We start from the raw sequence: 22,847 nt of genomic DNA, 5'->3' as shown, positions 1-22,847 counted from the left end.
GAGGGATCGGAGCTGTGTCGGAGTCGGATTTGTATGCCTGGAGGATCGGAAACGTCAGGGCAGCTCGGCGCGGACGTCGACGGTGGCGCGGAACCATCGGGCGAGGTACTTGTCGGTTACCAGTTCAGGATGTGCGTGTAGGTATTCGACGAACCAGCCGGCCAATCCGTCCCACTTCTTGTAGTCGCCTGCCGGAAAGAGGGTCCAGCCGAGCTCGTCGAGGGTCCAATGCGCCTTCGCGGAGTTGCGCAACATCGACGTGCTCATCCAGTTCGACTCATCGTCGGCGCCACCGCGGGCGACCGGCATCAGGTGATCAAGTGTGGGGACTAACTCCCAGTACGCGAAGTGGGCCTGATCTATGGCCCAGTTCGGATGAGCAGGCAACTCCTCCGGCATGATCACCGACAACGCCCGCAGCGCCCCCGGATGCACCAGCTTCAGGCCGGAGTATCGATCGAGGAATCCGTCCCGATAGAAGATTCGCAAGCACTGCCGGGCGGTGTATTTCCGCGGCGTCTTTGCGATGGGCGTGAAGGGATACTCGGTGCGCAGGATTTGTCGCCCCCGATCGAGCTCACCCTCGCCGACCGCCGCCGAGACGCGGGCGAGGATGTCTGCTTTCTCACCCGGCAGGGCGGCAGGGTCTCCCGCGAACGGGCCGGGGCTGTCTGCAGGGATCACGTCACCGATCGTAGGACGCACCGAGGATCCCCCGCGGTGATGACGCGAACCACTCTGCCAGACCGTCGCAGAGACATGTCCGGGCAGGGGCGCCCGATCCAGGTACATGCAGTCAAGCTAGCTGGCCGTACCGAGGGCAGGAAGGTGAAAAGGGGTGCCAGGACGCCCTGTACGCTGCGCATCACTCGAGTAATGAAGAAGGAACGCTCGAAGAAAACGAGAGGCATCCCCATGGGTGAATTGACGACGGCAGACGGTATGCGCGCTGAGGGGCAATCCGACTTGACGGTGGTCGTCGAACCCGAGGGCGTCCTCGTGGCCGGCGATCCCACCGCAGTCGAGGGGTATCTCGCCAAACTGCGATTCAACGCAGTCAGCGCGGTCGAGGTGGCCGGGATCGACTCTCAGGCTGTCGCCGGGACCGCGGCGTTGGCATCCGGTCTCGCCGCCATCGGCGCCCAGCACGGTACCTTCGTGCGTCTTGCACCGGACAGCGTCGAACTCATGAGGAAGTTCCACGTTCTGCCCGGTCAGCCCGGATTCAACAGGATGACCGTCGTCGATACCGCCGGCAAGTTCCGCGGGCAGATGCAATGGCAGAAGGCTTCCCTCGCGGGCACGCGTGCGCTGTCCATTCAACTCGCCATGGCGACTCTCGCCCTCCAAACTGCGATCGCCGAGACCACCACTGCCGTCGAGCGGGTCGAGGGCAAGGTCGACCAGGTCCTCAACCTCGCCAAAGCCTCGATGACCGGTGACGTGCTCGGGCACCACCAGGCACTGCACCGGGCTGTGCGGACACTGGACGAGTCGGGGCAGCTGCCGTCAGCCGACTGGGACTCGCTCGCACCGCTCGGCCCCGGCCTCGAAGTTGTCGTCGAGCGTTTGAGGGCACATATCCGCAAGTCGGTCGACGGGTTCGATGCCAGCAAACCGGTCCAGGACCGCGCCAGCTATCTGCAGAAGGTGGTCGAAGACAATCGGCTCGGTGAGAGTCTCGAGCTCTTGGTGATCGCGGAAGACTCCTTGTACCTGTGGCAGCGTCTCCGGATCGAGCGTGTGAAGCAAACCGAGCCAGAACACCTCGAACTCGTCGTAGCCACTGCGCGCAAGATGCTCGCCGAACATCTCGCCGCCGATGGCGAACTACTCCTGCGCGGGCGGGCCGAGCTCGCCCGGTACGCCGCGATCAAGCCCCTCGAGATCGTGCGATGGATGTCGAGTGCGCAGCTCAAACGGGATGTCATCCAACTGCGCCAAGACCTCGACTCGTTCGCGACCGCGCGCCGAAGCCAGGTGCAAGGGTGGCAGGACCATGAAGATCCGAGCGTCGGCGATGCACTCGCGGAGCTCGGCACCCGCTTCAAGTCCGTTGGCGAGACCGCACTGGCACTGGGTAGCCGCGGTCTCGACGCCGGGGCGGCCGGCCTCGGATTCCTCGGCAAGCGATTCACCAAAGTTGCGGAAGCACGCGAGGCGTCGAAGCGCACCCCAGACCCAGAAGCGGCTCCGGCGCCTCGGGACGAGTGACGAACACAGTGCTGTGGCACGCGCGTCTGAGATGTCAGCCTCAGTAGACGGGCGGTCAGTCGAGTGAGCGGAATACGTCTTTGACTTCGAACGTTGTTGGACGTCGCCTTGGGCGCTGGCATGCTCGCAATATTCTCATTGACGTACTCGATGTTGGGGAAGAGACTGCACAATCATCAGACTTCGGATTTGGTCGCCAGTTGGCCGATGTTTCTAGTGGCGAACGATGACCCGCACGTCCCGAAAAGCCAACCCATGACCGGAACGAACTGAGCTGCACGGTCCCAATAGCCCCCGGTCCGGTGAGAGTCTCGATTTGTAGGGCGCCCCGCATCGGGAGCACGGTTCGATCGTTGGACGCTCCAGTAGCCTGGAGCCGAAGGCTCTTGCTCTTGTGCTTGGTCTTGCCTCGTTTCCTGCTCATGGCTCAGATCTCCCTGGTGAACTTGACGGACTTGACCGAGCGCCGGGGCTTCTCGATCAGCATGGCTCGGATGATGCTTCTGCTTGCGTTCATACTCGACGTCGAGCTAGGCACTGTCGTTATCTCCGGATGATGCGGGTCTCCGCGCTGACGATTTTCGCATGGACAAGGTCGCCAAGCCGTTCCGCGAGGGTCGATTCCGCGAGCCCAGGCGGAAGAGCGGCGGAGAACTTCAGACCGGTCACGGCGTTACGATTCACCTCAGGTGGGCGCCACTCCGGTGACGCCAGCGCATTCGACACCTCGGCCACCGTGACGCCGGGCAGCAATCGGAGCGATTGCTCGTCGAACCTTTGCCGGGGGTCCACCAGACCGGGTAGAGACGCCTGCAGACTTCGGTTGGCTGCAGTTCCCGCCCAGGTCCACCAGCGTCCCGCGCTCTCCGATGGCAGTGCCAACACCAACCGGTTGGCGTCCACCGCGTCGGCATACGATGCCCGCAGGTCCGTCAGCACGTTTACCGATCTTCGAGTCAACATCACCCCCTCGGGGTCGGCACCCAACAGCACCGATCGCATTCCGCGCGCGATCTCGAACGACACACCACCACCGAGCCCCGACCATTTCGCCCGGCCGCCCGAGTCGACCGGTTCCACGAAGCATCGCCGACGCTGCCAGTCGATGTGCGTCACTTTCCAAGATCGTCCGCCGAGCAGCAGCACCCGTGGGCCCTCAACCTCCTCGATCAGCAGGTCGGTGCCGACCGTGCCGACTTCGGCCCGTCCGGCGAGCACGAGAAATTCGGGGGGCGCGCTGAACACCGCCGTCAGGTCGGAGAAGTAGCGCCGGCCGAACCGGCGTTCCGCCTCGGGCCCGATATGTAGAAAGTCGCCATCTCGCTCGAAATACCCTTCAGCGCAGAGGAAGTCGAGTATCTCCGGTGCCGCCTCGTCGAATACGGGCAGGGCGCCCCACCACTCCCGCCAGCGATTCACCCCGATTCGGTGCTCCTGCAGACACAGCGCCATTAGCTGTTGTGCCGCGATATGCCGCGGGGAGGGCGGCGGCGTGACCGGCTCCACCCACCCGCGCGACCAACACTCCAGCATCCCCAACGCCGACAACACCGCGTCCTCGTCGACGCACAGGAATAGGCAGTTCCGTCGGGTTCCGGAGCGCCGGCCGGTTCGTCCGAGCCGTTGGAGGAACGACGCGACGGTGCGCGGTGCACCGATCTGGATGACCCGGTCCAGATCGCCGACGTCGATGCCCAACTCGAGGGTGGAGGTCGCGACGATCACCGTGTCGCGCGAATCTGCGAATGCTTCCTCGGAACGACGACGCTCGGCGGCCGACAGCGAGGAGTGAGACAGAAAGGTCTGCACGCCCCGCTCACGCAGCGCGGACCCGAGTTCCTCGGCGCGGCGACGGCTGTCGACGAACACCAGACGTTTCTCACCCTGATGTAATGCGGCGATGACGGTGGCGGCGTTGTCGATCGAGCCGACGTGGTCGACGGTGATGTCGGGCGTCGCCGCCGCAACGGGCGCCGACGGGGCCACGACCGACCGCTTACGTTCGATGAAGCTGCCCTGCAGCCACCTCAGCAATTCCTCTGGATTGCCGACGGTGGCGGACAACCCGATGCGTTGCACCTCACGCCTCGCCACTCGGGACAGCCGTTCCAGCACGGCCAGCAGATGCCAGCCCCGGTCGTCCCCGGCGAAGGCGTGGACTTCGTCGACAACCACTGCCTGCAGACCGGAGAACAACACGCCCGGATCTACCTTGGTGGACACCAGCATCGCCTCGAGCGACTCGGGTGTTGTCAGCAGAACGTCCGGCCGATCCAGCAGTATCCGTTTCCGCGCGGACTGCCCCACGTCGCCGTGCCACACGGCGGCCGAGCGGCCGAGCCACTGACAGTATTGGTGCAACCGCGGCTGTAGGTTGTTCAGCAGCGCCCGGAGTGGACACACGTACAGGACCGACACTCCCTGCCACTCTTCGGTGGCCATCGCTGACAGTAACGGGAATATCGTTGCCTCGGTCTTGCCGCCAGCAGTGGGCGCGATGACCAGGGCATCACGTCCGTCGAGGATCGGTCCGACCGCCTGGGCCTGTGTGGGACGCAGTCCGTCCCAGCGGAGCGTGTTCACAAGGTGGTACTGCACGCCAGGGTGCAATCGGGAAAAGGCGTCGCCCACATCGTCCGTCGGCATCACAATTCCAGGTCGACATCGTTCGCCGAGACGGCTTCGCGTTCCCCGTCGAGCAAGTCGGTGGGGGCGATGGAGACTTCGTAGTCGGTGTACGGGTCGAAGTCGGGGTGCAGTTCGATCACGTCGAGAACGTCGACGAGTTTGCGCAAGAACAGCCGCGGTGCGATGCCGACCCGTCCACCGAGTTTGCCTGCCACCGCGCCGGCGAAGCGTCGCAGGAACGCGTCGTCGGCAACGGCGCGAACACGGTCGGCGTCGTCGATCCCGCTGACGAACAGTTCGCGGACCCTTCCGCCGAGTTCGACGAGCTTGTCGAGGTCGAAACCGGTGAGCCGCAGTTGCGGTGCGCGGGGGTTGTCGAAGCGTGGATCGCGGGAGAAATCGGTGTGCAGCCGGTCCGCCAGCGGCGGCAGGAGCGCCACGCCCTGTCGGCCCTCGAAGAAGGCCGGGGTGCCGGTGATGAGCAGGTACAGGCCGGGGAAGTGTCCGTCGTGCACCTCGTCGACCAGCTGTCGCAACGCATTGAGCGCCTTCGCCCGTGCATCGCTGCGCACCCGCTGGAGGGTTTCGACCTCGTCGAGTACCAGTAGCAGTCCGGCGTTGCCGGCGTCGGCCAGCACGGCGAGCAGACCGCGCAGGAACCCGAGAGTGAGGAAGTGGTCGAGGTCGCCCTTGATGCCGGCGCGCCGCTTCACGGCGGCGGCGACATGCGGCTGCCCACCCAGCCAGGCCACCAGCCCGTCGGCCCCGTCGTTGTCGCCCTCGGCGATCATCCGCCGGTAGGCGCGGATCGCCATCGGGAACACGGGCGCCCGGGTGGCGACGTCGGCGAGGCGTCGTTCGAGCAGGGCATCGACCTCGATGCCCTGTTGCTGCGCGTCGTCCTCGATGGTGAACAGCCAAGCGTCGAGGATCGGGCGCAGCGCGCTCGGGGGGATCGACGCGGTGCGCAGCGATTCGATACTGCGCCGGTACACGGTCTCGAGCTTGTGCAGCGGGGTGTCGATCTCATTGACCTGGACCTCGGCGATCGCGAACCCCTGCTTGGTGGCGCGGTCAGCGAGCCAGCGGGCGAAGAACGTCTTGCCGGAGCCGTAGTCACCGCGCACCGCCTTGAACATGGCGCCGCCGCCAGCTACCGCGGCGAGTTCGGCGTCGAGTTCGGTCTCGAATCTGCCCAGCCCGACGGCCAACTGATCGAGGCCGTTGGACGGCACGGTGCCGCGGCGCAGGGCGTCGAGGATCTCCCGTCGCCGACGCGGCGACACGGCGGTCACGAGCCGATCCCGAACTGCTCGCGCAGCGCCGCCTCGTCCACTCGCACCGCGCCGTCGAGCAGCAACACCTCGTAGCCCTCGACGTCGAGCACCCGTTTGATCTGCAGCAGTGCGCCGCCGACCCGACCGGTGCCGATCCCGAGCAGCGACGACGCCCGCAGCAGGGTCAGCTCGCGCGAGGGTTCGGCCAGCAACGCGGCGAGCAGGCCGCGGATCTGGTTCTCACTCACCGCGATCCGGCCGGCCAGTCGCAACTGGTCGCGGAACACGGCGGTGGCCAACACCTCGTCGGCCACCGACCGCCCCGGAGCAACGGGCCGTGTGGCGGCCGGTTCGTCGAACAGGCTCGGTTCCTGCGTGGCCGTCTTGCGGCGGGATCGGGGCACGGGGACGGTGACCGTTGCCGACGCGGACCCCGAGCCCGAGGATGCGGCCGCCACGGTCGCGGTGTCGACGACCGGCGCGTGCCACCAGTCCGGCTGCACGGAATCGAGTTCGCTCAGGCCGGAGGGGCGGTCGCCGGTGTGCAGCACGATCACCGGGGTCACCACCTCGGCGGGCGAACCACCACCGTGGTAGCCGGCGTGCACGGGGCCGTAGCGGACCGTCTCGTCGACGGCGAGCACCACCGCCCCGGAATCGGTGAGCACCCGCGGCCCACGGACCAGCACCTCGTCGTCGGCGACCGCGGTCAGGTCGCCGTGTGCGCGCAGTCCGTACACGGAGTCGCGGTCCCGTTTGGTGCTTTCGCGCCGCTCGATGACGTGCCCGTGATCGGACGCGATCACCACGGCCCGGCCGGCCGCCCTCGCCGCTTTCAGCAGCGGACGCAAGTGGGTGATGGTGTCGACGGTCCAGTCGGTGCGGCCAGGGTCGGTGTGGTGCAGGGTGTCGTCGACGTAGTTGAGCACCGCCGCGACGAGTGGTCGGCCCTCCGTGTCGGCGACGGCGTTGGCGACATCGGTGGCGAGGGCGGCGCCGGCGGGCATCGAGTCGAGCGCTTTCTTGTGGAAGATCGGGTCCGGGACACCGGACGCCGCCTGCAGGCCGGCCTTGCGGAGGCTGTCGAGGAACCCCGCCCGCTCGGCCTGTTCGGTGCCCTCGCGCAGTTCACCGCAGAGCAGCGAGCAGCGGCTGCGTCCGGTGAGTGTCGGGAGCACGGCCAGCGCCGCGGTGCGTCGGGTGGAGCCGAGCACACCGGCCTCGGTCCATCCGGTGTCGGTGGCGACGCCGATCAGCTCGGTGGCCACCGCCTGGGACAGCCCGTCGAGCACCAGCAGCAGGGTGGGCCGGTCCCCGGCGAGCGGCAGCACCACGCGGGCGAGCAGATCCTCGACCACGAGCGGTTCGGGGTGCGGCGCGTCGGCCAGGGCTGCGGCGAAGGCGCGGTCGCGGGTGCGGCGCAGCCCGGTGACGGTCTCGATGACCCGGCGCAGCGTGGCGACGTTGGCGGGGAGGTCGGCGCCCCGGCGCACCGCACCCAAGGCGGAGTCCACCCACGCGTCGACGTCGACGTGCCGCTGCGTCAGTGCGGTGAGCGAGGCGCCATGGTCGCCCGGTCCGGCGAGCCAGCGCAGCAGCCGGACCGCGGCGGCGTAGGCGCGGCAGGTGGGGTCCTCTGCTGCCAGGAAATGCCGCTGAACGTCCTGCCACGCGGACTCGATGCCGGCCAGATCGGCGGGGATCGCGGGCAGCGTGGTGACCGGGCCGGGGGGTAGGGCCGTGTCGATCTGATCGGCCAGGACCGTGATCCGGGAGTGCAGACCCTGCGGGAGCAGCTCGGAGCGGCCGGCGAGCGGCTCGATGCCCAGCGCCCGCACGTGGCGGTCCGCGGCGTCGAGCACGTTCTGGCACTGCTGGGAGGTCAGCGGTCCCGTGACCAGTGCCGCCGCATCCTGGTACCAGCCACGCAGATCGTCCGCACCGAGCCGGTGCAGCCCGAACGTGCCCTGGAACTTGCCGAGCGCCAACTGCCCACCGGGCACCTCGGGGTCGAGCAGACCGGCGAGCAGACCGAGCGGCACCAGGTCGGCGATCTTATCCGCGGCGAGCAACGCGGCGACGGCGGGACCGAGACGGCCGGCGCGTCCGGTGAGCCAACCGGTCAGCGACGCCGCCAGTTCCGGCCCACCCTCGGCGGCCAGCCGCGCGTAGGCGTCGGCGGCTGTCGGCTGTCGGCTCCACTCGAGCACCGCGAGGGTGTCGATTTCGGTGGCCGGATCGTCGGTGACGCCCAGCACCCCGCGCGCCACGGCGGACATCGCGTGGGTGCGGGTGAGCACCCCGCCCGGCGCCGGGGTGTAGGCGGAGGTGGGCAGCACGGCCAGCAGGCCGGTGGCCAACGCGCGGTCGTTCGCCACCCGGTACAGCGCCGGCTCGATGGTGGTGGCGGAGAAGGTACTGCGCAGCGCATCCCACGGGTCAGGGGTGAGCAGCTTCCCCTCCAGCAGGTGGGCGAGCACACCTGTGCCCAGCTCGTCCTCTTCGATGGGGGTGAGGATGACCAGCCATTCCCCGTCGGCACGCGAGTGCAGCGCCTCCCACACGGCGAGCGTGGACGGGCACGGCACGACGGTGACTCGGGTGCCGTCGTGGCTGAATTCGCCGCCGTCCCAGCGGGGCACGGCGCGCAGCCCGAGCACCCCGTGCCGGTGCCGCTTCTCGGCGGCCTTGGCGAGCTTGGCGTCGATGATCGGCCGGGTGGCGGCGAGCGTGCTCACTCGACCCACCAGGTGACCCGCACCCGCGAGCCGTATTTGTCGAAGGCGGCGCGTAGCCGGGCGGACACGTCGTCGATGTCGCCCCGACCGCGGAGTTCGACGGTCTCCGGATCGGTGACCGGCCTTGTCGCGGGCTCCGGCTTCGGTATGGGCTCGGGGGTCGGTGTGGGTGTGGGGGACGGTTCAGCTTCCCCGACCACCCACTCGACCACCTGGTCCTCGCCGCGGGCGAGTTCCTCGGTGAGCGCCTGCCCAGGGATGGACACTGCTTCCCGCAGTCGACGCAGGATCGCTCGTGCCGCTTCTGCCCGCTCGCCGCCGCGGGACGCGCCCGCGGCGACCTTGTCCAGCAGGGGCCATTTGAAGCCGCGCAGGGTGCGGCTATCGCGACCCGCCTCGGCGAGCATCCGGCCCGCGGTTTCACCACCGACCGGGAGTTCCAGGTCGGCGAGTGCGTCGATGGTGGCGACATTGCCCCCGGTCTGCGCCAACCGGTCGAGGGCTGCCAGCAGAGCACGGGCTGCCGTGATCCGGTCGGTGTCGGTGGTGTCGAGGTCCAGTACGTGGTGGGCCGCGCCGAGCCGGTCGATCAGTTCGGCCAGTGCGGCTCGCTGACTGTCGGCGCGAACCCGCACCTGCTGGGCGAATTCGGCCACGTTGGCGCCGGTCAGGTAGGTGCGGGCGAGGGTGTAGCCGAACAGCTGGGTGGCCGCCAGCCTGGCCGCCTCCCACGCGCGCTGCTCGGGCAGCTCCTCCGCGCGCAGTTCGATGTTCTCCCGCATCCGCCCGAGCGGGGGTGCGGCAATCGGGGCTCCGGCCTCGAACCAGGCGCGTTTACGCAGTAGCGCCCACGCGCCGATCACCAGGTCCCGTGCCTCGGGCCGCAGGCCCCATGCGGGGGTGAGGGTGTCGATGTGCCGCTGCAGCACACCGACGTGGATGGCAGTGCCCGGCCCGGCCTGGTTGGCGACGCGGTCCAGTTCGCCCGCCCAGTACGCGAACTGTTCCTCCCCGAACAGGAAGTGGTCTTCGGTGGCCTTGCCGACGCGCAGCGGTCCGGCGATGCGCTGAACGGTCTTGCGTTCGCCGCCCGGTTGGGTGAGAACGCGGCCCTCGGACTGGGTGCATGCCTGTTCGACATAGCCGCGGACCACCTCGAACTGGCGGGGAGTGATCTCCTCCATCGCCGGCGTGAACTCGGGATGCGACGGGTAGGTGGCGGAGAACGCCTGGTCGGTGATCTTCTCGAACGCGTCCTGCAGGGTGAGCGCCGCGGGCAGCTTGGGCTGGAAGTCCTTGCTCAGCGACACCAGCACCTCGGTGTGCCCAGGGTCGTCGACGAACATCTTCGGATCGGTCGCCTCGATGCCGTAGGCCTGTTTGAGCAGCATCTCGAAGCCCGTCATGGTGCCGCGGTGCAGGTTCTCCAGGATGCCGCGAGCCTGCGCCCGATCGGTCACGGAGAGGTGATCGGAATTTTCCTGCCAGCGGTCACCGCTGCCGGTGAACAGCCAGTCCAGCTTGACCAGCAGCGCAAGATCGTCGATAGCTTTGCCGGAGAAAAACTTCGGCAGCCACACCACCGTGTGCCGGTCGCCGCTGCCGGCGAGGATCCGGTCGATCCGGGCGATGTCGTCGGCGGTGGAGAAGTTCTGTTCGTCGAACGGGTAGTCGACGATGAACCGCCAGGTGCCGGGCCGGTTGTCGAAACTGGTCTCGGCAACCGAGCCGGCGTCGCGCACGTTGCCGAACACCACGTCCACTTCCCGTCGCGACCCACGCCAATACACGCTGCGGGTGGCGGCGCCGCCGAGATCGTCCTGCGCGGTGGTGATGCCGATCGCGTGGTGCACGATCTTGCGCAGCAGCACCCGGCGACGGCCGGGATTGTCCTCGCCGCGGACCCGGTCGAGCACCGACTGGTAGTCGACGTCGGCGAGCTGCACGCGAATGATCGGGTTCGCGCCGTCGGAGACGGTGATCTCGGGGACGTCCTTGGCCCATTCGCGGACCACCCCGAGGACCACGCGGGCCTCGCCACCGCGCAGCCGAGATTTGATCGACCCGTGGTTGAGGGCGGCGAGGCGGGAGGCGGTGATGTCGCGCAGCGCGGGCACCTTCGGGGCGATCGCCGAGAGCAGCAGCGTCTTGGCCACGCGTTCGTGCGCGCGGAATCCGGCCGGCGCGGCGTCGGGGTCGTCCGCGATCTGCTCTTCGGTCAGGTCGTGCTTGGCGAGCAGGTGCGGGCGCAGCTTGCCGTGGTACAGCTCGAGCGCGGCCTTGAACATGGTGCCCGCGTGGGTGTCGATCGGCTGGTTGCCCTCGACGATGTAGTCGAAGGCGTCGCCGACGGGAATGAGATCGTCGACGGTGAGGGTGTCGCGCCGGTCGACGAGCATCCGCTGCATCACCTTCAGCGCGGTGCGTTCCCGCTGCATGACGCTCGACAGGCTCCGCAGGGTGGCGATCAGTGCGGGTGAGAACGGGTAGGTGAGCCGGAACTCCCGTTCGGAGGCGCCGCGGTGCTCGTCGGTGGTGTTCATGCTGTCGCGCAGCACGTCCCACACGTCGGCGGTGCGGCTGACGGAGCGGAACGCCTCGTCGAGGACCTCCGCGCCCGGTTCGTCCCTGGGGCGCAGCAACCGTGCGTGCGCCACCTCGGCGAGGTTGTCGTCGCCGAGTTCTATCTCCTGGAAGCGGCCCTGCTGGTAGTGGAACGCACGGTCGAGCGCCTCCTGCTCGGCGCCGGACGCGCCCGCGTCGGCGAACCATTTGCGCAGGTCCATCTGCCGAGAGACGAACGAGATCAGCGGCAGCGCTCGCTGGGTGCCGGACGATTCGACGAGTTTGGTGATCTTCTGTGATTCGCGGGCGAAGAACTCGGTGTCGCGCACCGAGAACGCCAGCCACAGCACCAGCTCGTCGAGGAAGAGCACCACCGCGTCGTAGCCGAGGGTCTTCGCGTGCTCGGAGATCGCGACCAGCCCACGGTCGAGGTCCACGTAACGGGCCTGCTCGGTGAACGACCCGAAGTACGCCTCCACCAGGGCGGACACCAATTCGCGGCGGCGCGGATCCTCCGGGGACGACGCGAGCGCATCCTGGTAGCCGGCCAGGTCCCAGGCGCCGATCAGCCCACCCCACTCGTCGTCGCCCCCAGCGCCACCGAGCCCCTCGAAGAACTTCTCGTCGCCCATATTGCGCCGCAGGTTCTCGGCGTCCGCGAGGAGACTGTCGGAGATGTGCACGGAAGGCAGCGGCGCCTGCGGGTGCAGCCGGGCGATCTGCTGCACGTACCCCTTGAAGATCGCTTCTTCGAGGGATTTCGCGCCGAGCAAATGATAGGTGAGCCGCAGGATCTTCTTCCCGGCGAGCGAGCCGTCGTAGCTGCCGGTGAGCTTCTTGTACCTGGGGACGCGGACGGCCGGGTGGTTGCCGAGTAGCGCGTACAGCACGGCCATGAAGTGGCTCTTACCGGAACCGAAGGAGCCGGTGAGATAGGCCGCACGGGACTTGTTGTGGGTCAACCCGTCTGCCACCAGGTTCAGTGCCAGCTCGAAGTTCTCCTGCAGCGAGTCGGTGAGCACGTAGGCGTCGAGGGCGTCGCGGATGTGCTGGTCGTCGTCGGTGCTGTCGGTGAGTCGCAGCACATAGTCTTCGCTGCCGGCCCGTTCGGCGATGTCGATGACGTCACGTAGCAGTGTGGTCATGGACGAAGTTCCTCCATCCGACTCGGAGACCAGATCTTGTTGGCCAGCGCCAGAACGAGTTCGCTCCGCTGCTTCTGCTCGACTTTGCCGAAGTGTTCGTACGGTGTGAACGCGAGGCTTTCGGCCGCGCAGAACTGCGCGAACTGCGGTTGATGCTGGTAGGCGCTGCGGGTCAGGCTCGCGGCATAGAAGTTCTGCTTTGCGTAGTGCGGCGCCTTCTGCTCGAAGGGCTTGTCCTGGTAGCTGCGATTGACATCGGCAGGCAGCAGAACCAATCCTGACACCTCATTACGCCACGTCTCGAAGTCCTGGCGGGTTCCGAACTCCTCTTGATACCGCTCGAACTTGTCAGCCCAGATGTGCTCGATGTCGTACGGGTTCTTCTGTTTGCGGTCGATATATTTATCGAACTGATCGGCCTTGCCGGCGCCGACATCGACGAATGCGGTAACTCGTGCCAGCAAGTGGTAGATGTACCGTCGACTGAACTGGTTCAATCGCCAATCCGCGATACCTTCGCGTCCTCGGTTCGGGCTACCTTCGAACGTCGCATCGTCCTGGTTCAGTTTCTGGACGAGAAGGTCAATCAAGTCGGGCAAGGGCTTGCGGCGAATGTCCTTGCACAGTGACCACATTGCGTAGCTGACGCTCGAGTAACCGACGCGGATGTAGTTGACGGTGCGGCGCATGAGCCAGATGTCGAGATAGGCGGCTGTCACCTCGATCTTTCGCCGAACGGTCTCGTCGTCGTCATCGACTGTGAGCGGCGCAAGAAGCACGGTGCTCTGCCAGGTGAATTCGTTGTGCGCGTTGTAGAAGACCGACTCCAAGCCGGCCGTGTAGGTGCGGCTGGCGGCCAGGATCGTTTGGTACGCCCGCGCAAAGAAGGGAAACTCTTCGGTCATGATTCGTAGGTTGTGCTGTGAATCGCCGACGCCGACGTGGCCTTCGTTATCGCGGAGCCAACGATGAAATGTGGTGCCGATTAGTTCCCAGTCCTTGTCAATTGCTCCCGCCCTGCGATCACGGGTGCTGTTCGCATATTGCGAGCGGAGCCAGGCTTTGATGCAGGCTGCGTCTCGTTCTGCGTCGGGGTCCGGTGCCCACGAGATGAGGTCGAGAACGGTCTTCTTCCAGACGCGATTGGCGGTCGTCCGACCGTCCTCCGTGTCGATCGGCCCCAACAGGTACGCCTTGAGCATGTCTACCGGGCTGAGCGGCTTGCCACGATCGTTCATCGTCTCGAAGATGGAATAGGCATGTCCGTCGGTGTCGGTGGAGATCTCGATGAGGCCGACGTTGTTGATCAGCCAGTAGACGAAGGTCGCGACCGCGTCACCAAGTTGACCCGCGAGATCGATATTGGTGATGTCTTCATAGCGCGCAAGGATGGTCTGGATCGACTCTTCCTTGCCGTCGGCGTTGTAGGTCTCGCCGTTGAACAAGGCGCGGATCACCGGGACACGTTCGGTGATATCGAGGTTGAAGCTCTGCTCACCATAGTTGTCCGAAAAGATCAGCGGCTCGATGGTTGAAGCAACACCGAGTCCGCGTTCTTTCGCCGCACGGTACAGGTAGATGAGCAACAGGGTGAGGGAGGTAACTCGCTGCTGACCGTCGACAAGGTAACTCTTGTTAGAGCGTTTAGTGACGATGATGGACCCGAGGAAATAGTCCGCATACTCGCTCGCCTTCTTAGGTAAGTCGCCCTCACGGTAAGAGGTCTCGAACTTTCCCAGCAGGTCGGAGACAAGTTCCTCGATGTTCTCGCGTTCCCACTTGTACTCACGCTGGTACTCGTCGATTGCGAAGGAGCGACTCTGCAGCAGCTGAGTAATGGTCCGATAGTACGGCGTGATGCTGCTCATGCCGGGGCGCTCTCCTTCTTGGTGCGGCCGCGGGTCGCTGCGGGTGGGCGCCACGCGTTCAGTTCGTCGACGGTGACGCCGATCTGCGCGCATCCCGAGCGCAGTTCTTCGGCGATGGTGTCGGCGACGGATTCACCGAAGTCGGGGTCGATCTCGCCGTGCCATTGCTCCACCCACGGGAGCAGTTCCGCGAGGCCGGCGAACATCGGGGTGAGTTTGTCCGCTTCCCAGCCCTCTTCGATCCGGTCGCTGATCAGCGCGGCCAACGCCAAAGCCTGCTCGGCGTGGTCCCAGCCGGCCCAGCCGAGAAGTGCGGTGGTGTCGGAGATTCGGCCTGCGCCGGGGTAGGCGACGAACCGTTCCTTGGGCACGTCGAGCTTGCCGCGCCGCGACCAATACGACGTTTTCAGGAAATCTGCAGGCTTGTATTTCGGCGGCACGGGGATGGGTGCATCGAGCTTCTCACCGGCATCTTCGCGGCGTTGCAGCGCCCAGGTGTGCTCCCACGCCGCCCGTTTCTCGAGCCCGACGGGCTTGTAGCGGAGTGCGGCCAGGTAGGGCACGCCTTCGCCGTCGAGGAGTTTCGCGAGAGCGGCGCCCGTGGAGGTTTCGGTGCTGCCCGCCCAGAGTCGGAGGACGGCCCGGAAATCGGGGTCGCGGTCGAGGCGGTCAGCGAGTTGGGACACGCTCTGCGGGGTGGGGCGGTCGTCCCGGTCGAACCACAAGGTCCGGTCTTCGACGCGGTCGAGGAGCCAGTCACGCAAGGCTTCGGTGACGCGTTTATCCCACGGTTCGACGGCCCAGCGCCGCTTGTGTTCCGGCTTCTCAAGCAACCGCAGGCTCGGGTTGGCGGCAATAGCATCGAGGCGCCGCTGCATGAGGGCCTGGTAGTCGGCGGGGAGGTGGGTGGGGATCTCAGTGATGGGGGTGTAATTGTGGTTGTGGTGCCGGAACCATGAGGTGTCCGCGCCGTCCTCCACCGCTCGTGCCAGGTCGATCGCGAAGGCACGTTCTTCGGAACGGAGTCCCGAGAGTTCACCGGGATAGGTGAGATCATCGTCGATGAGACCGTAAAGCCGGTAGCACTCCCAGTCGAGCTCTTCTTGGTGCGCGACCATGAACGCGCGGACGCGCTCGGTTTCTTTGCGCGCCAGTTCCAGTGCTTCAGCGGTGGGCACTGTCTCGGCCGCGACCGCCGCTGGGGTGTGGGTGGCGAGTTCCTGTGCCAGGGTGTCGATGATACGGGCTTGGGTCAGCGGGTAGGCGGATGCAAGCGGGAAGTCTTTGAGGGTGGTTCCGGTGAACTCGTAACTTTCGCGCCACGGCTCACCCCGCGCGGCGTATCCCGCATCGACCCTGGCGCCGCCGCCCTCTCCCTTGTTGTGGCTGTTCTGTTTGAGCCAGAAGCAGGCTACAGAACTGTTCAGCACACCGAGCAGTTGCAGGTGGTCGTCCTCACTGGCCCCCTCCGGCAACTTAATTACCGGCGCCGACTGCTTGAACACCTTCCCGCCACGGTCCAACACAAAATGGTTGTGCGTAGCGACGAAAGCGAAGGTGATTAGGTGATCTGCGACCGAGAATTGCTTATGGAGGTGTCCGTATTCAGTCCAAACCTGCCCCCGCTGGTCCTTTGTTTTCCCGAACCACAGGTAGTTGCGAACCGTGGTCCTGTACGGCCATAGCTCATTCGGCGCTGAATAATCTCGATCGATTTTGAATCCAACTGATGTGGAGATATACGGCCAGTACCTATAATAGCCCGATTGTGAATAATCGCGAATTAGATCACCGTCGACGAATTGGCGCTTCGGCAACGATGACCAACTCGGCAGTTCATAGGGCTCTTCTTCACCAACGACGGCACAAACGCCCGAATCTGCTGTGTCGCTAAGTTTCGAGGTCGCCCCTGTCTCAATTCGCTGAAGTGCTTCAACGGCGCCGCCGCCCGACAAGCTCCAAGGGTGTCCTCGGAGAACCGCGCGATCGAGTTCGGCCACGCTGATCCAGCCATTATCGAAACCCGGTTCGTCGATGTACTCGGTAATTGCCGACCAGACGATGCCCTTGGACGCGTGCTCCGGACGACCTGGTTCGCCCCGGATCCCCAGCACCGCGCGGACCGTGTCACCCACCGGCGAACAATTCCGTCCTACCAGGATTACAGTCGGCGTTCCGTGCCCTGGAATATAAGCACCCGACGTGTCGATCACACGCCGAAGGTCCTTGGTCCACAAGAACTCTTCGATAAGCTTCGAGCCGAATTCGCGCTTCATGAAAGAGTTTGACGTGATCTGGCCGACCCACCCTGGTCTGGTTCCAGACGCGACCGAACGAGCCAGATCGAAGAACAGTTCCATAAACGGCACCGTGAGGGCGTACTTGCCGTGGCAGGTCGAGTACAGCAATCGGTAAGTTCCATTTGCGGCCTTATCTTTGACCTGGATGTAGGGCGGGTTGCCGACTACCACATCATGTTCACGTCTCAGGATCCTTTTGAGTGCAGCTGCATCCTCGACGGAGAGCGCAAACTCACCAACGCCGATGGTAAGCAGGTCGTCAGCGATGGCTTGCTGTTGAGCGCCCCACAGCAATGAATCACCGGTCGCCAGGTTCAGGTCGATGTTGATGAGCTTTTCAATTGACTTGTCACCGCTCGCGTCGAGCGCCGCCACAATCAGTCGGAATCGGGCTATTGCCACCGCGAAGGGGTTGATGTCGACCCCGTAGACGCCTTCGAGTGCCTTCTGCACCAGCATTCGCGGTCCCATTGCAGGAGCCTCGCGCTGCCAGCGTTCCAACAGTCGGTGGAAGGCGCCCAGCAGGAAGTGGCCACTGCCGCAGGTCGGGTCGATCACTGTGAAACCCTCAAGCGGACGCTCGGCTAGGGCTGGTTCGAGTGTCTGGTCGAGAATGAACTCCTCCACGAACTCCGGCGTCTGTAGCAGTGCATACGTCTTCTTCGCGGACTCGGAGATGTCCTGATAGGTGTCACCGAGGAAGCGGGTGTCTACACCGTCGAAGATCCAGCGCAGCGCCCCGGAATCGTCCTGCTCCCACCAGAATTCGAGCAGCGCCCGCGCCGCGTCACCCGACGGGGCCACCTGATGTAGCGGCGAATACTCGTCGACCAGGCCCTTCGTCGCATCCAAGCCGGCGAAGTGGTCGACCACCTGCTCGATCCACTCGCGGTCGGTGTGATCCGGATGCTCGATGAAGTAGGCGCGCCGCGCATCGAGCGCCTGTTGGCGGCCATCCGCATCAGGGCCGGCGATCCACTGCCGCGACACCAACCGGTGATCCTCGCAGTACCGGGCGAACACCGTCACCAACATCCACGCCACCGCCGCCTGCGTCACCCGCTCGTCGCGCCACGCCTGCCACGACGACGACGTCCGCTGCGCCTTCAGCGCGTGCGTGTGCTCGGCCTGCCACCGATCGACCACACCCGGCTGACGGGTGTCGGGGTCGGCGCCGTCGACACGGGCCCGCAGGTCATCCTCCAGTGCGATCACCTGCCGTCGCAGCGCCGCCACCAGACCGTCGATACCCGCCATCAGCGCACCCTCTCCACATCGACATCGGCAAGATCCGACGCCGTCCACATCACGAACTGTCCACCCGGCACTCCGAGCTGAATCGGTTTGCCATCCACCAGAGCCCCGGTCTGCCCGCGCATCTGCGGCACCACCGCCCACACCGGCCGAAGGCGCGGGGCCGACAGGTCACTGAGCCGGGCGAGCACATCCAGGCAGCCGTAGCGGGCCAGGGGCGAGAGCTCGGTAAGAATCAACGGACGCGGCTGTTTATCGGCCTGCGTGGCCTCGGACGCAGCGCTGACGAATACCTCGGCCTCGAGGTCCGCGATCACCTGCGGCAACACCCGATCGAGTACCGCCCGCAGTCCGCGCGCATCCTTGGTGCCCTCCGCGGCGGCGTCGGCGTTCCGGACGCGCTCCCACCCGATGCCCTGCTGCTGGGTGAAGGCGTGCATCGCGTCGATGATCCGGCCGGTGACGTCGACGAGTTGCCCGTCGAAGCTCTCCGCCAGCCCGCGTGCCACCTGCAGGTGATCGCCGGGCCGGCGCACCGGCACCCCTACAGTGACGAAGCCATTCCCTCGCAACGATTCCTGCAAGAAGCCCGATTGCGCGGCTGCGGCGACCGAAGACGCGTCGCCTGTGCGGCCGGGCGAGGCGCCCCCGGTGTGGGTGACCGCGCGGGTGTGGAGCGACGTCGCGCTCGGCGGGGTGGCGTCCGGGTAACGGTAGGCACCGTCGAGCCAGCGGAGCCCAATGCCGGCCCGGTCGATCATCGTGTCCAACGCCGGCCGGCCAGGCAGTCGATCCAGTTCCGGGAACCGGGCCGCCACCCGGGCCCGTACCTCGCTTGCGGCGAGTGACTCGGCCTGTGACAGCCCGGCCAGCGCCAGGCGCAATGCCTCTGAGGGGCCGAGGCTGCGCGCGTGCAGCTCCCCGCGGCCCGACACCGCCGCCCGACGCGACACCGCCGCCGCCAGGCGCACCAACCGTGCGTCGGGGGGCAACGGCACCTGCGCCTGCGGGCCCGCCGCGTTGCGGTAGGTGGCGGTGAACGCGGCCCGCACTTCCCTGGCCGCAGTCGGCGACGCAACCACCACGTCGGCCGTCGTCACCAGCTCGTCGGCGCGGCGGGCCGCGGATTCTGCGGCGGCCAGGAGCAGCTCGTCCGTCGCGACCAGGGCCAGGCGCCCGTCGTGGCGTCGGCGCAGCAACCGCTTCGCGCCCTCGACGGCCTCGTGTTCGGTGAGCCGGTCGAACGCGACCCGGAGCAGTCCGGCGGCGGCGCGTTCCGCAAGCACGGGCGCGGCGGCATCGGAATCGTCGGCGGGTGGCTGCGGCAACCGCCCCCGGATCTCGGCGGTCAACGTCGAAATCGCTGCCACCCCCCCGGAATCGGCCAGCACCTGTTGCGCCGATTCGATGATCTCGTCGAGTAACTCCCGAGTGGCCGGGTTCTCCGCCCAGTCGGACTGCAGCTCCTTGATCAACTGATGTCCGCGCTGGTGGGTCTTGCCCAGCACATCGGCCAGCTCGTGCCCACTGGCGAACGCGTCCAATCCGGACGTGGTGCCCAGTAGTAGTGCGGCCGCCGCCCGCCTGGTGCCGGCTCTGCCCTTGCCGACCGCGGCGAGCAGGATGGCCACCGCCTCGTCCAGTCCCAGCAGGGCTTGGCCGCGGGCGGTGCGTTGCTGACGGCCGAGTCGTTTGGCCCACTCGCGGTAGCGGTCGCGGATCTCGGTGCGGGTGCCGCGAGCCTCCTTCGCCAGTAGGCGGTTCAGCTTGGTCGAATCCAGCGCCAGCAGTTCCCCGACCGTGGTCACCTGGAGCGTCCCGAGTGCCGACACGGCGCGCGCCGTCAACCCCGCTGCGGTCAGGTTGGTGGCCGTGGTGGCCTGCTCGGCGGTGCCCGCGGTATCGACGGGTACCGGCTTCTCGTCCAATTCGGTGAACACCGCGCGCCAGGCGCGCAGCATGTCTTCGGCGGTATCCGACCGCAGCTCCACGCGCCGCGATAATGCGCCCACGAAGAACTGGGTCAGCGCGTCGGCGACTGCCGGATCGAACCGTTCCGGCACCACCGTCACGTCGTCGTCCACCGTGGCCGGGTTGGCTTGCGGATCCGGTCCGTACTGCGGCGCGTCGCCGGTGGCCATCTCGAACAGCACCACCGCAGCGCCGTATCGTTCGGCGGCGCTGTCGTACTGCGCTCGACCGCCTTGTCCTAGAAACGGATCCAGATACGGCGGGGTGCCGGCCTCGATGTTGCGCGGATCCACCCCGGCCATCGAGAAGTCGAACATCACCAGGTGAGTGTCGGCCCGCTGGCTCGACGACCACACACCCAGATTCGACGGCTTGATGTCGCGGTGGGTAACACCCGCCCGCTCAAGCGCCATCACCGCGCCGAGGAGATCCTCACCCCACCGCTCGAGCTGGTCGATCGACAACCGTCCGCCCTTGGCGGCCAGCTCTTCCGACAGGGTCGTGCGGCCCGCATACTGCAGCACCAGCGCGGCCCGCCCGGCGACGACCTCCTCAGAACTGAGCTGAACGATCCGCGGATCGTTCAATTTGCCCAGCACCTGCGCCTCCGCGTGAAGTCGGAGGGCCGCCTCGTCGTCCTTGGCGACCTTGAGGACCCGCTGCGCGTCGCCCGCCTTCCGGTCGGTCACCAGGATTCCGACCGCCGTGGACCCGGCGCCCAGTCGGCGCTGGTAGACGAAGCGGCCGTCACCCAGCTCGGCGCCCGGGCCGGCGTCGAGCGGATCGGCGACTTCCTCCGCGGACACCAACATGGTGCGGGTGTCCTCGAGACGGTCCAGAAAATCGGTGACCGTCGCCAGCCGCTCCGCGGGGCTCGGATGGGTCGCGTCGAGCACCAGTTGCCGCAGCGCGGACGGCACCTGCGGCATATCTGCGGCCAGGTCCAGGCCGCGGTCGCGGCGCAACCGGTCCATCAGCTCACCACGCTCGGTGGCCGGCATGGTCCCACCGGTCAGCAGATAGAACGCCAACGCGCCCAGCCCGAACACGTCCACCCGGGCCGGGTCCGTCGCCGCCCCACCCTCTGGGGCCGCGAAGAGTCGGGCCTGCTCGGTGAGCGCACCCGCCATCAGACTCAACGGTCCCGCCGACAGTCGGGTCACCCCGGTCTCGGCGTTCGCAGGCAGCACCCCGGCGCAGTCCCAGTCGGTGACCAGCGGCAATAACGCACCGCCCTTCTCCCGCACCGCGACCGCTCGCGGATTGAGCACCCGATGCACCACCCGGTGCCGGTGCGCATATTGCACGGTCTCGGCGACCTGCGAGAGCAACTCCAGCTGACCGTCCAGGCTCAGCGTCGTCGCATTGTCGGCCAGCCACAGGTCCAGTCGGGTGAACGCCTTCGGCTGGTCGAACACCAGCCCGATGCCCATCTCCTTGTCCTTCACCACATCGGCGGGCACCTGGAGACCGTCGTGCCGGAGGCGGGCAAGCAACCGGTACTCATGCTCCACCGCGCGCACCCGGGCATGTTCCTCGGTGGTGCTCGCCCCCGGCTTGGGCAGGTAGAAGCGGATGCGGGCATGCCGTTCGGTGTCCACGTGGTGGAACGCCGGCCAGTCCTGCCAACCTTCCCCGTCGCCGAGCGGCTGCTCGTCGATCACCCACGAGCCGAGCTCACGCTGCCGCCGCGGCGCCAACCCGATCTTGGTCATCAGGTCGCGGATCAGCAGGGACTTCTGTTCCGTCACAGGATCGTGCTGCGGCGGAGCCAGCAGTCGTTCGGAAATGCCCGGCAGGTGGCTGTGCGCCTCCTTGCCGTCGAGCCCGTACAGGCCGAGCGCGGAGCTGGCCGGCAGCTCGCACACCAGGCTGGGGTGGTGCAGAAAGACCAGTTCCTGCACGTAGGGGATGACACCCTTCAGCTCGCGCGGATTCTGTCCCACGTGCTCCGCGAGACGATCCTTGAGCAGCGACGAAAAGTACTGCGCCTTCCGCCTCGTCAAGAGCAGCGGCGAATCCTCGGACCGATACCCGCCGCGCGTCCACACGTGATCGTTGCCGCGCAGCGTACCGCTGTAGTACTTGAGCTCAATGAGGTACAGGGTGTCGCGGGCCAGGACGAGCAGGTCCACCTCATGCCAGCGGCCGCGGCTGTCCCGGAACTCGAAGTTGGACCAGGCCCGGAATGGCGGAGCATCAGGAAGCAGCGCCTTGACGAGGTCGAGACCTTCCTTCTCGTGGTCGAACTGCGAGGGGCTGACCTCGACCCACCGGCCGTCCTGCACCTGAGCTCCTCACCGATCTACACTGCTTTTGCCATTACTTTGCCATCCCTCCCTATAGCGCCACGCCACACCCGCGCGTTACCCGGCGTGGGAGGAGGCCGGATAGGTCACCACCCGGGCCGGCCCCTGAGGTGATTGGCGTCCGAGGTGATCCGCGTTCGCGAAGTTTTCGGGCCTGAGCGGCCCGACTCGCACTGCCCTGGGAGTCGCGCTGCTGCCGTCCCTGGGGTTGGCCACGAGCGGTCAGCGAAGTCGAATGCGCATTGCGCATTGCGGGCTTCTGGACCCCCATCCCGGGGCGCGTCGACGCGGTGGCTCGTCGGTAACCAGTGGCTACGACGTCGGTCATGCTTATGCTCCGGATCTGCCGTCGAGTGGAAGGTGAGGACGAAATGGCTGAGAGGAAGAGCACGGAGAAGTCGGTGCTTCCCGCCGTGGCCGTGGGTGCCCGGGACCGGGTTCGCCGGCGATCGGAACCGGCGGTGACCGGTGAAGTCGTCGCGGACTACGCCGAACTGACCGATACGGAAGAACGCGGGCACGACTGGGCGCCGGTGCACCGGTGGGCTGTCGCCCTCGATGACGGCCGCCTGGTTTTC

9 protein-coding genes are annotated in these 22,847 nt (G+C 66.7%); 1 reads left to right on the top strand and 8 read right to left on the bottom strand.

The annotated features are described in order from the left end of the window. Positions 1-54: 54 nt before the first annotated feature. Positions 55-684, bottom strand: coding sequence for an HNH endonuclease (locus ACNJ7E_RS26415; RefSeq protein ID WP_418341321.1), 630 nt, complete (start codon positions 682-684; stop codon positions 55-57). 231 nt (positions 685-915) lie between these two features. On the opposite strand from ACNJ7E_RS26415, the gene ACNJ7E_RS26410 reads away from it, so the two are divergent. After that, entirely contained in the window at positions 916-2,214 is a 1,299-nt protein-coding gene (locus ACNJ7E_RS26410; RefSeq protein WP_418341320.1) for a hypothetical protein, read from the top strand. A gap of 543 nt (positions 2,215-2,757) precedes the next feature. Here the strand turns inward: ACNJ7E_RS26410 and ACNJ7E_RS26405 are convergent. Genes ACNJ7E_RS26405 through pglW form a run of 7 tightly spaced genes read right to left on the bottom strand, consistent with a single transcriptional unit; the run spans position 2,758 to position 22,248 of the window. Then, the gene (locus ACNJ7E_RS26405; RefSeq protein WP_418341319.1) at positions 2,758-4,860 is read right to left on the bottom strand and encodes a DEAD/DEAH box helicase; all 2,103 of its coding nucleotides are present in this window, start codon (positions 4,858-4,860) and stop codon (positions 2,758-2,760) included. After that, positions 4,860-6,137: a BREX system ATP-binding protein BrxD gene (gene brxD, locus ACNJ7E_RS26400; RefSeq protein WP_418341318.1), complete on the bottom strand. Its 1,278-nt coding sequence runs from the start codon at positions 6,135-6,137 to the stop codon at positions 4,860-4,862. The genes ACNJ7E_RS26405 and brxD overlap by 1 nt, the downstream gene beginning before the upstream one ends. Further along, positions 6,134-8,857: a BREX-2 system phosphatase PglZ gene (gene pglZ, locus ACNJ7E_RS26395; protein ID WP_418341317.1), complete on the bottom strand. Its 2,724-nt coding sequence runs from the start codon at positions 8,855-8,857 to the stop codon at positions 6,134-6,136. The genes brxD and pglZ overlap by 4 nt, the downstream gene beginning before the upstream one ends. Continuing rightward, the gene (locus ACNJ7E_RS26390) at positions 8,854-12,567 is read right to left on the bottom strand and encodes a DUF6079 family protein (protein ID WP_418341316.1); all 3,714 of its coding nucleotides are present in this window, start codon (positions 12,565-12,567) and stop codon (positions 8,854-8,856) included. The genes pglZ and ACNJ7E_RS26390 overlap by 4 nt, the downstream gene beginning before the upstream one ends. Beyond that, positions 12,564-14,435: a GmrSD restriction endonuclease domain-containing protein gene (locus tag ACNJ7E_RS26385; RefSeq protein WP_418341315.1), complete on the bottom strand. Its 1,872-nt coding sequence runs from the start codon at positions 14,433-14,435 to the stop codon at positions 12,564-12,566. The genes ACNJ7E_RS26390 and ACNJ7E_RS26385 overlap by 4 nt, the downstream gene beginning before the upstream one ends. Further along, positions 14,432-17,992, bottom strand: a complete 3,561-nt coding sequence (gene pglX, locus ACNJ7E_RS26380) for a BREX-2 system adenine-specific DNA-methyltransferase PglX (protein WP_418341314.1) — start codon at positions 17,990-17,992, stop codon at positions 14,432-14,434. Before pglX ends, ACNJ7E_RS26385 begins: the two co-directional genes overlap by 4 nt. Further along, complete coding sequence (gene pglW, locus ACNJ7E_RS26375) at positions 17,992-22,248, bottom strand: BREX system serine/threonine kinase PglW (protein ID WP_418341313.1); 4,257 nt, start codon at positions 22,246-22,248, stop codon at positions 17,992-17,994. The genes pglX and pglW overlap by 1 nt, the downstream gene beginning before the upstream one ends. Positions 22,249-22,847: the final 599 nt, after the last annotated feature.

Origin of the sequence: Rhodococcus mengyinensis, from assembly GCF_048381435.1 — a bacterium.
Taxonomy (GTDB): Bacteria; Actinomycetota; Actinomycetes; order Mycobacteriales; family Mycobacteriaceae; genus Rhodococcus_F; species Rhodococcus_F opacus_D.
Note: the sequence above shows the minus strand (reverse complement) of the source record. Positions and strands in the feature narration are given on the sequence as shown.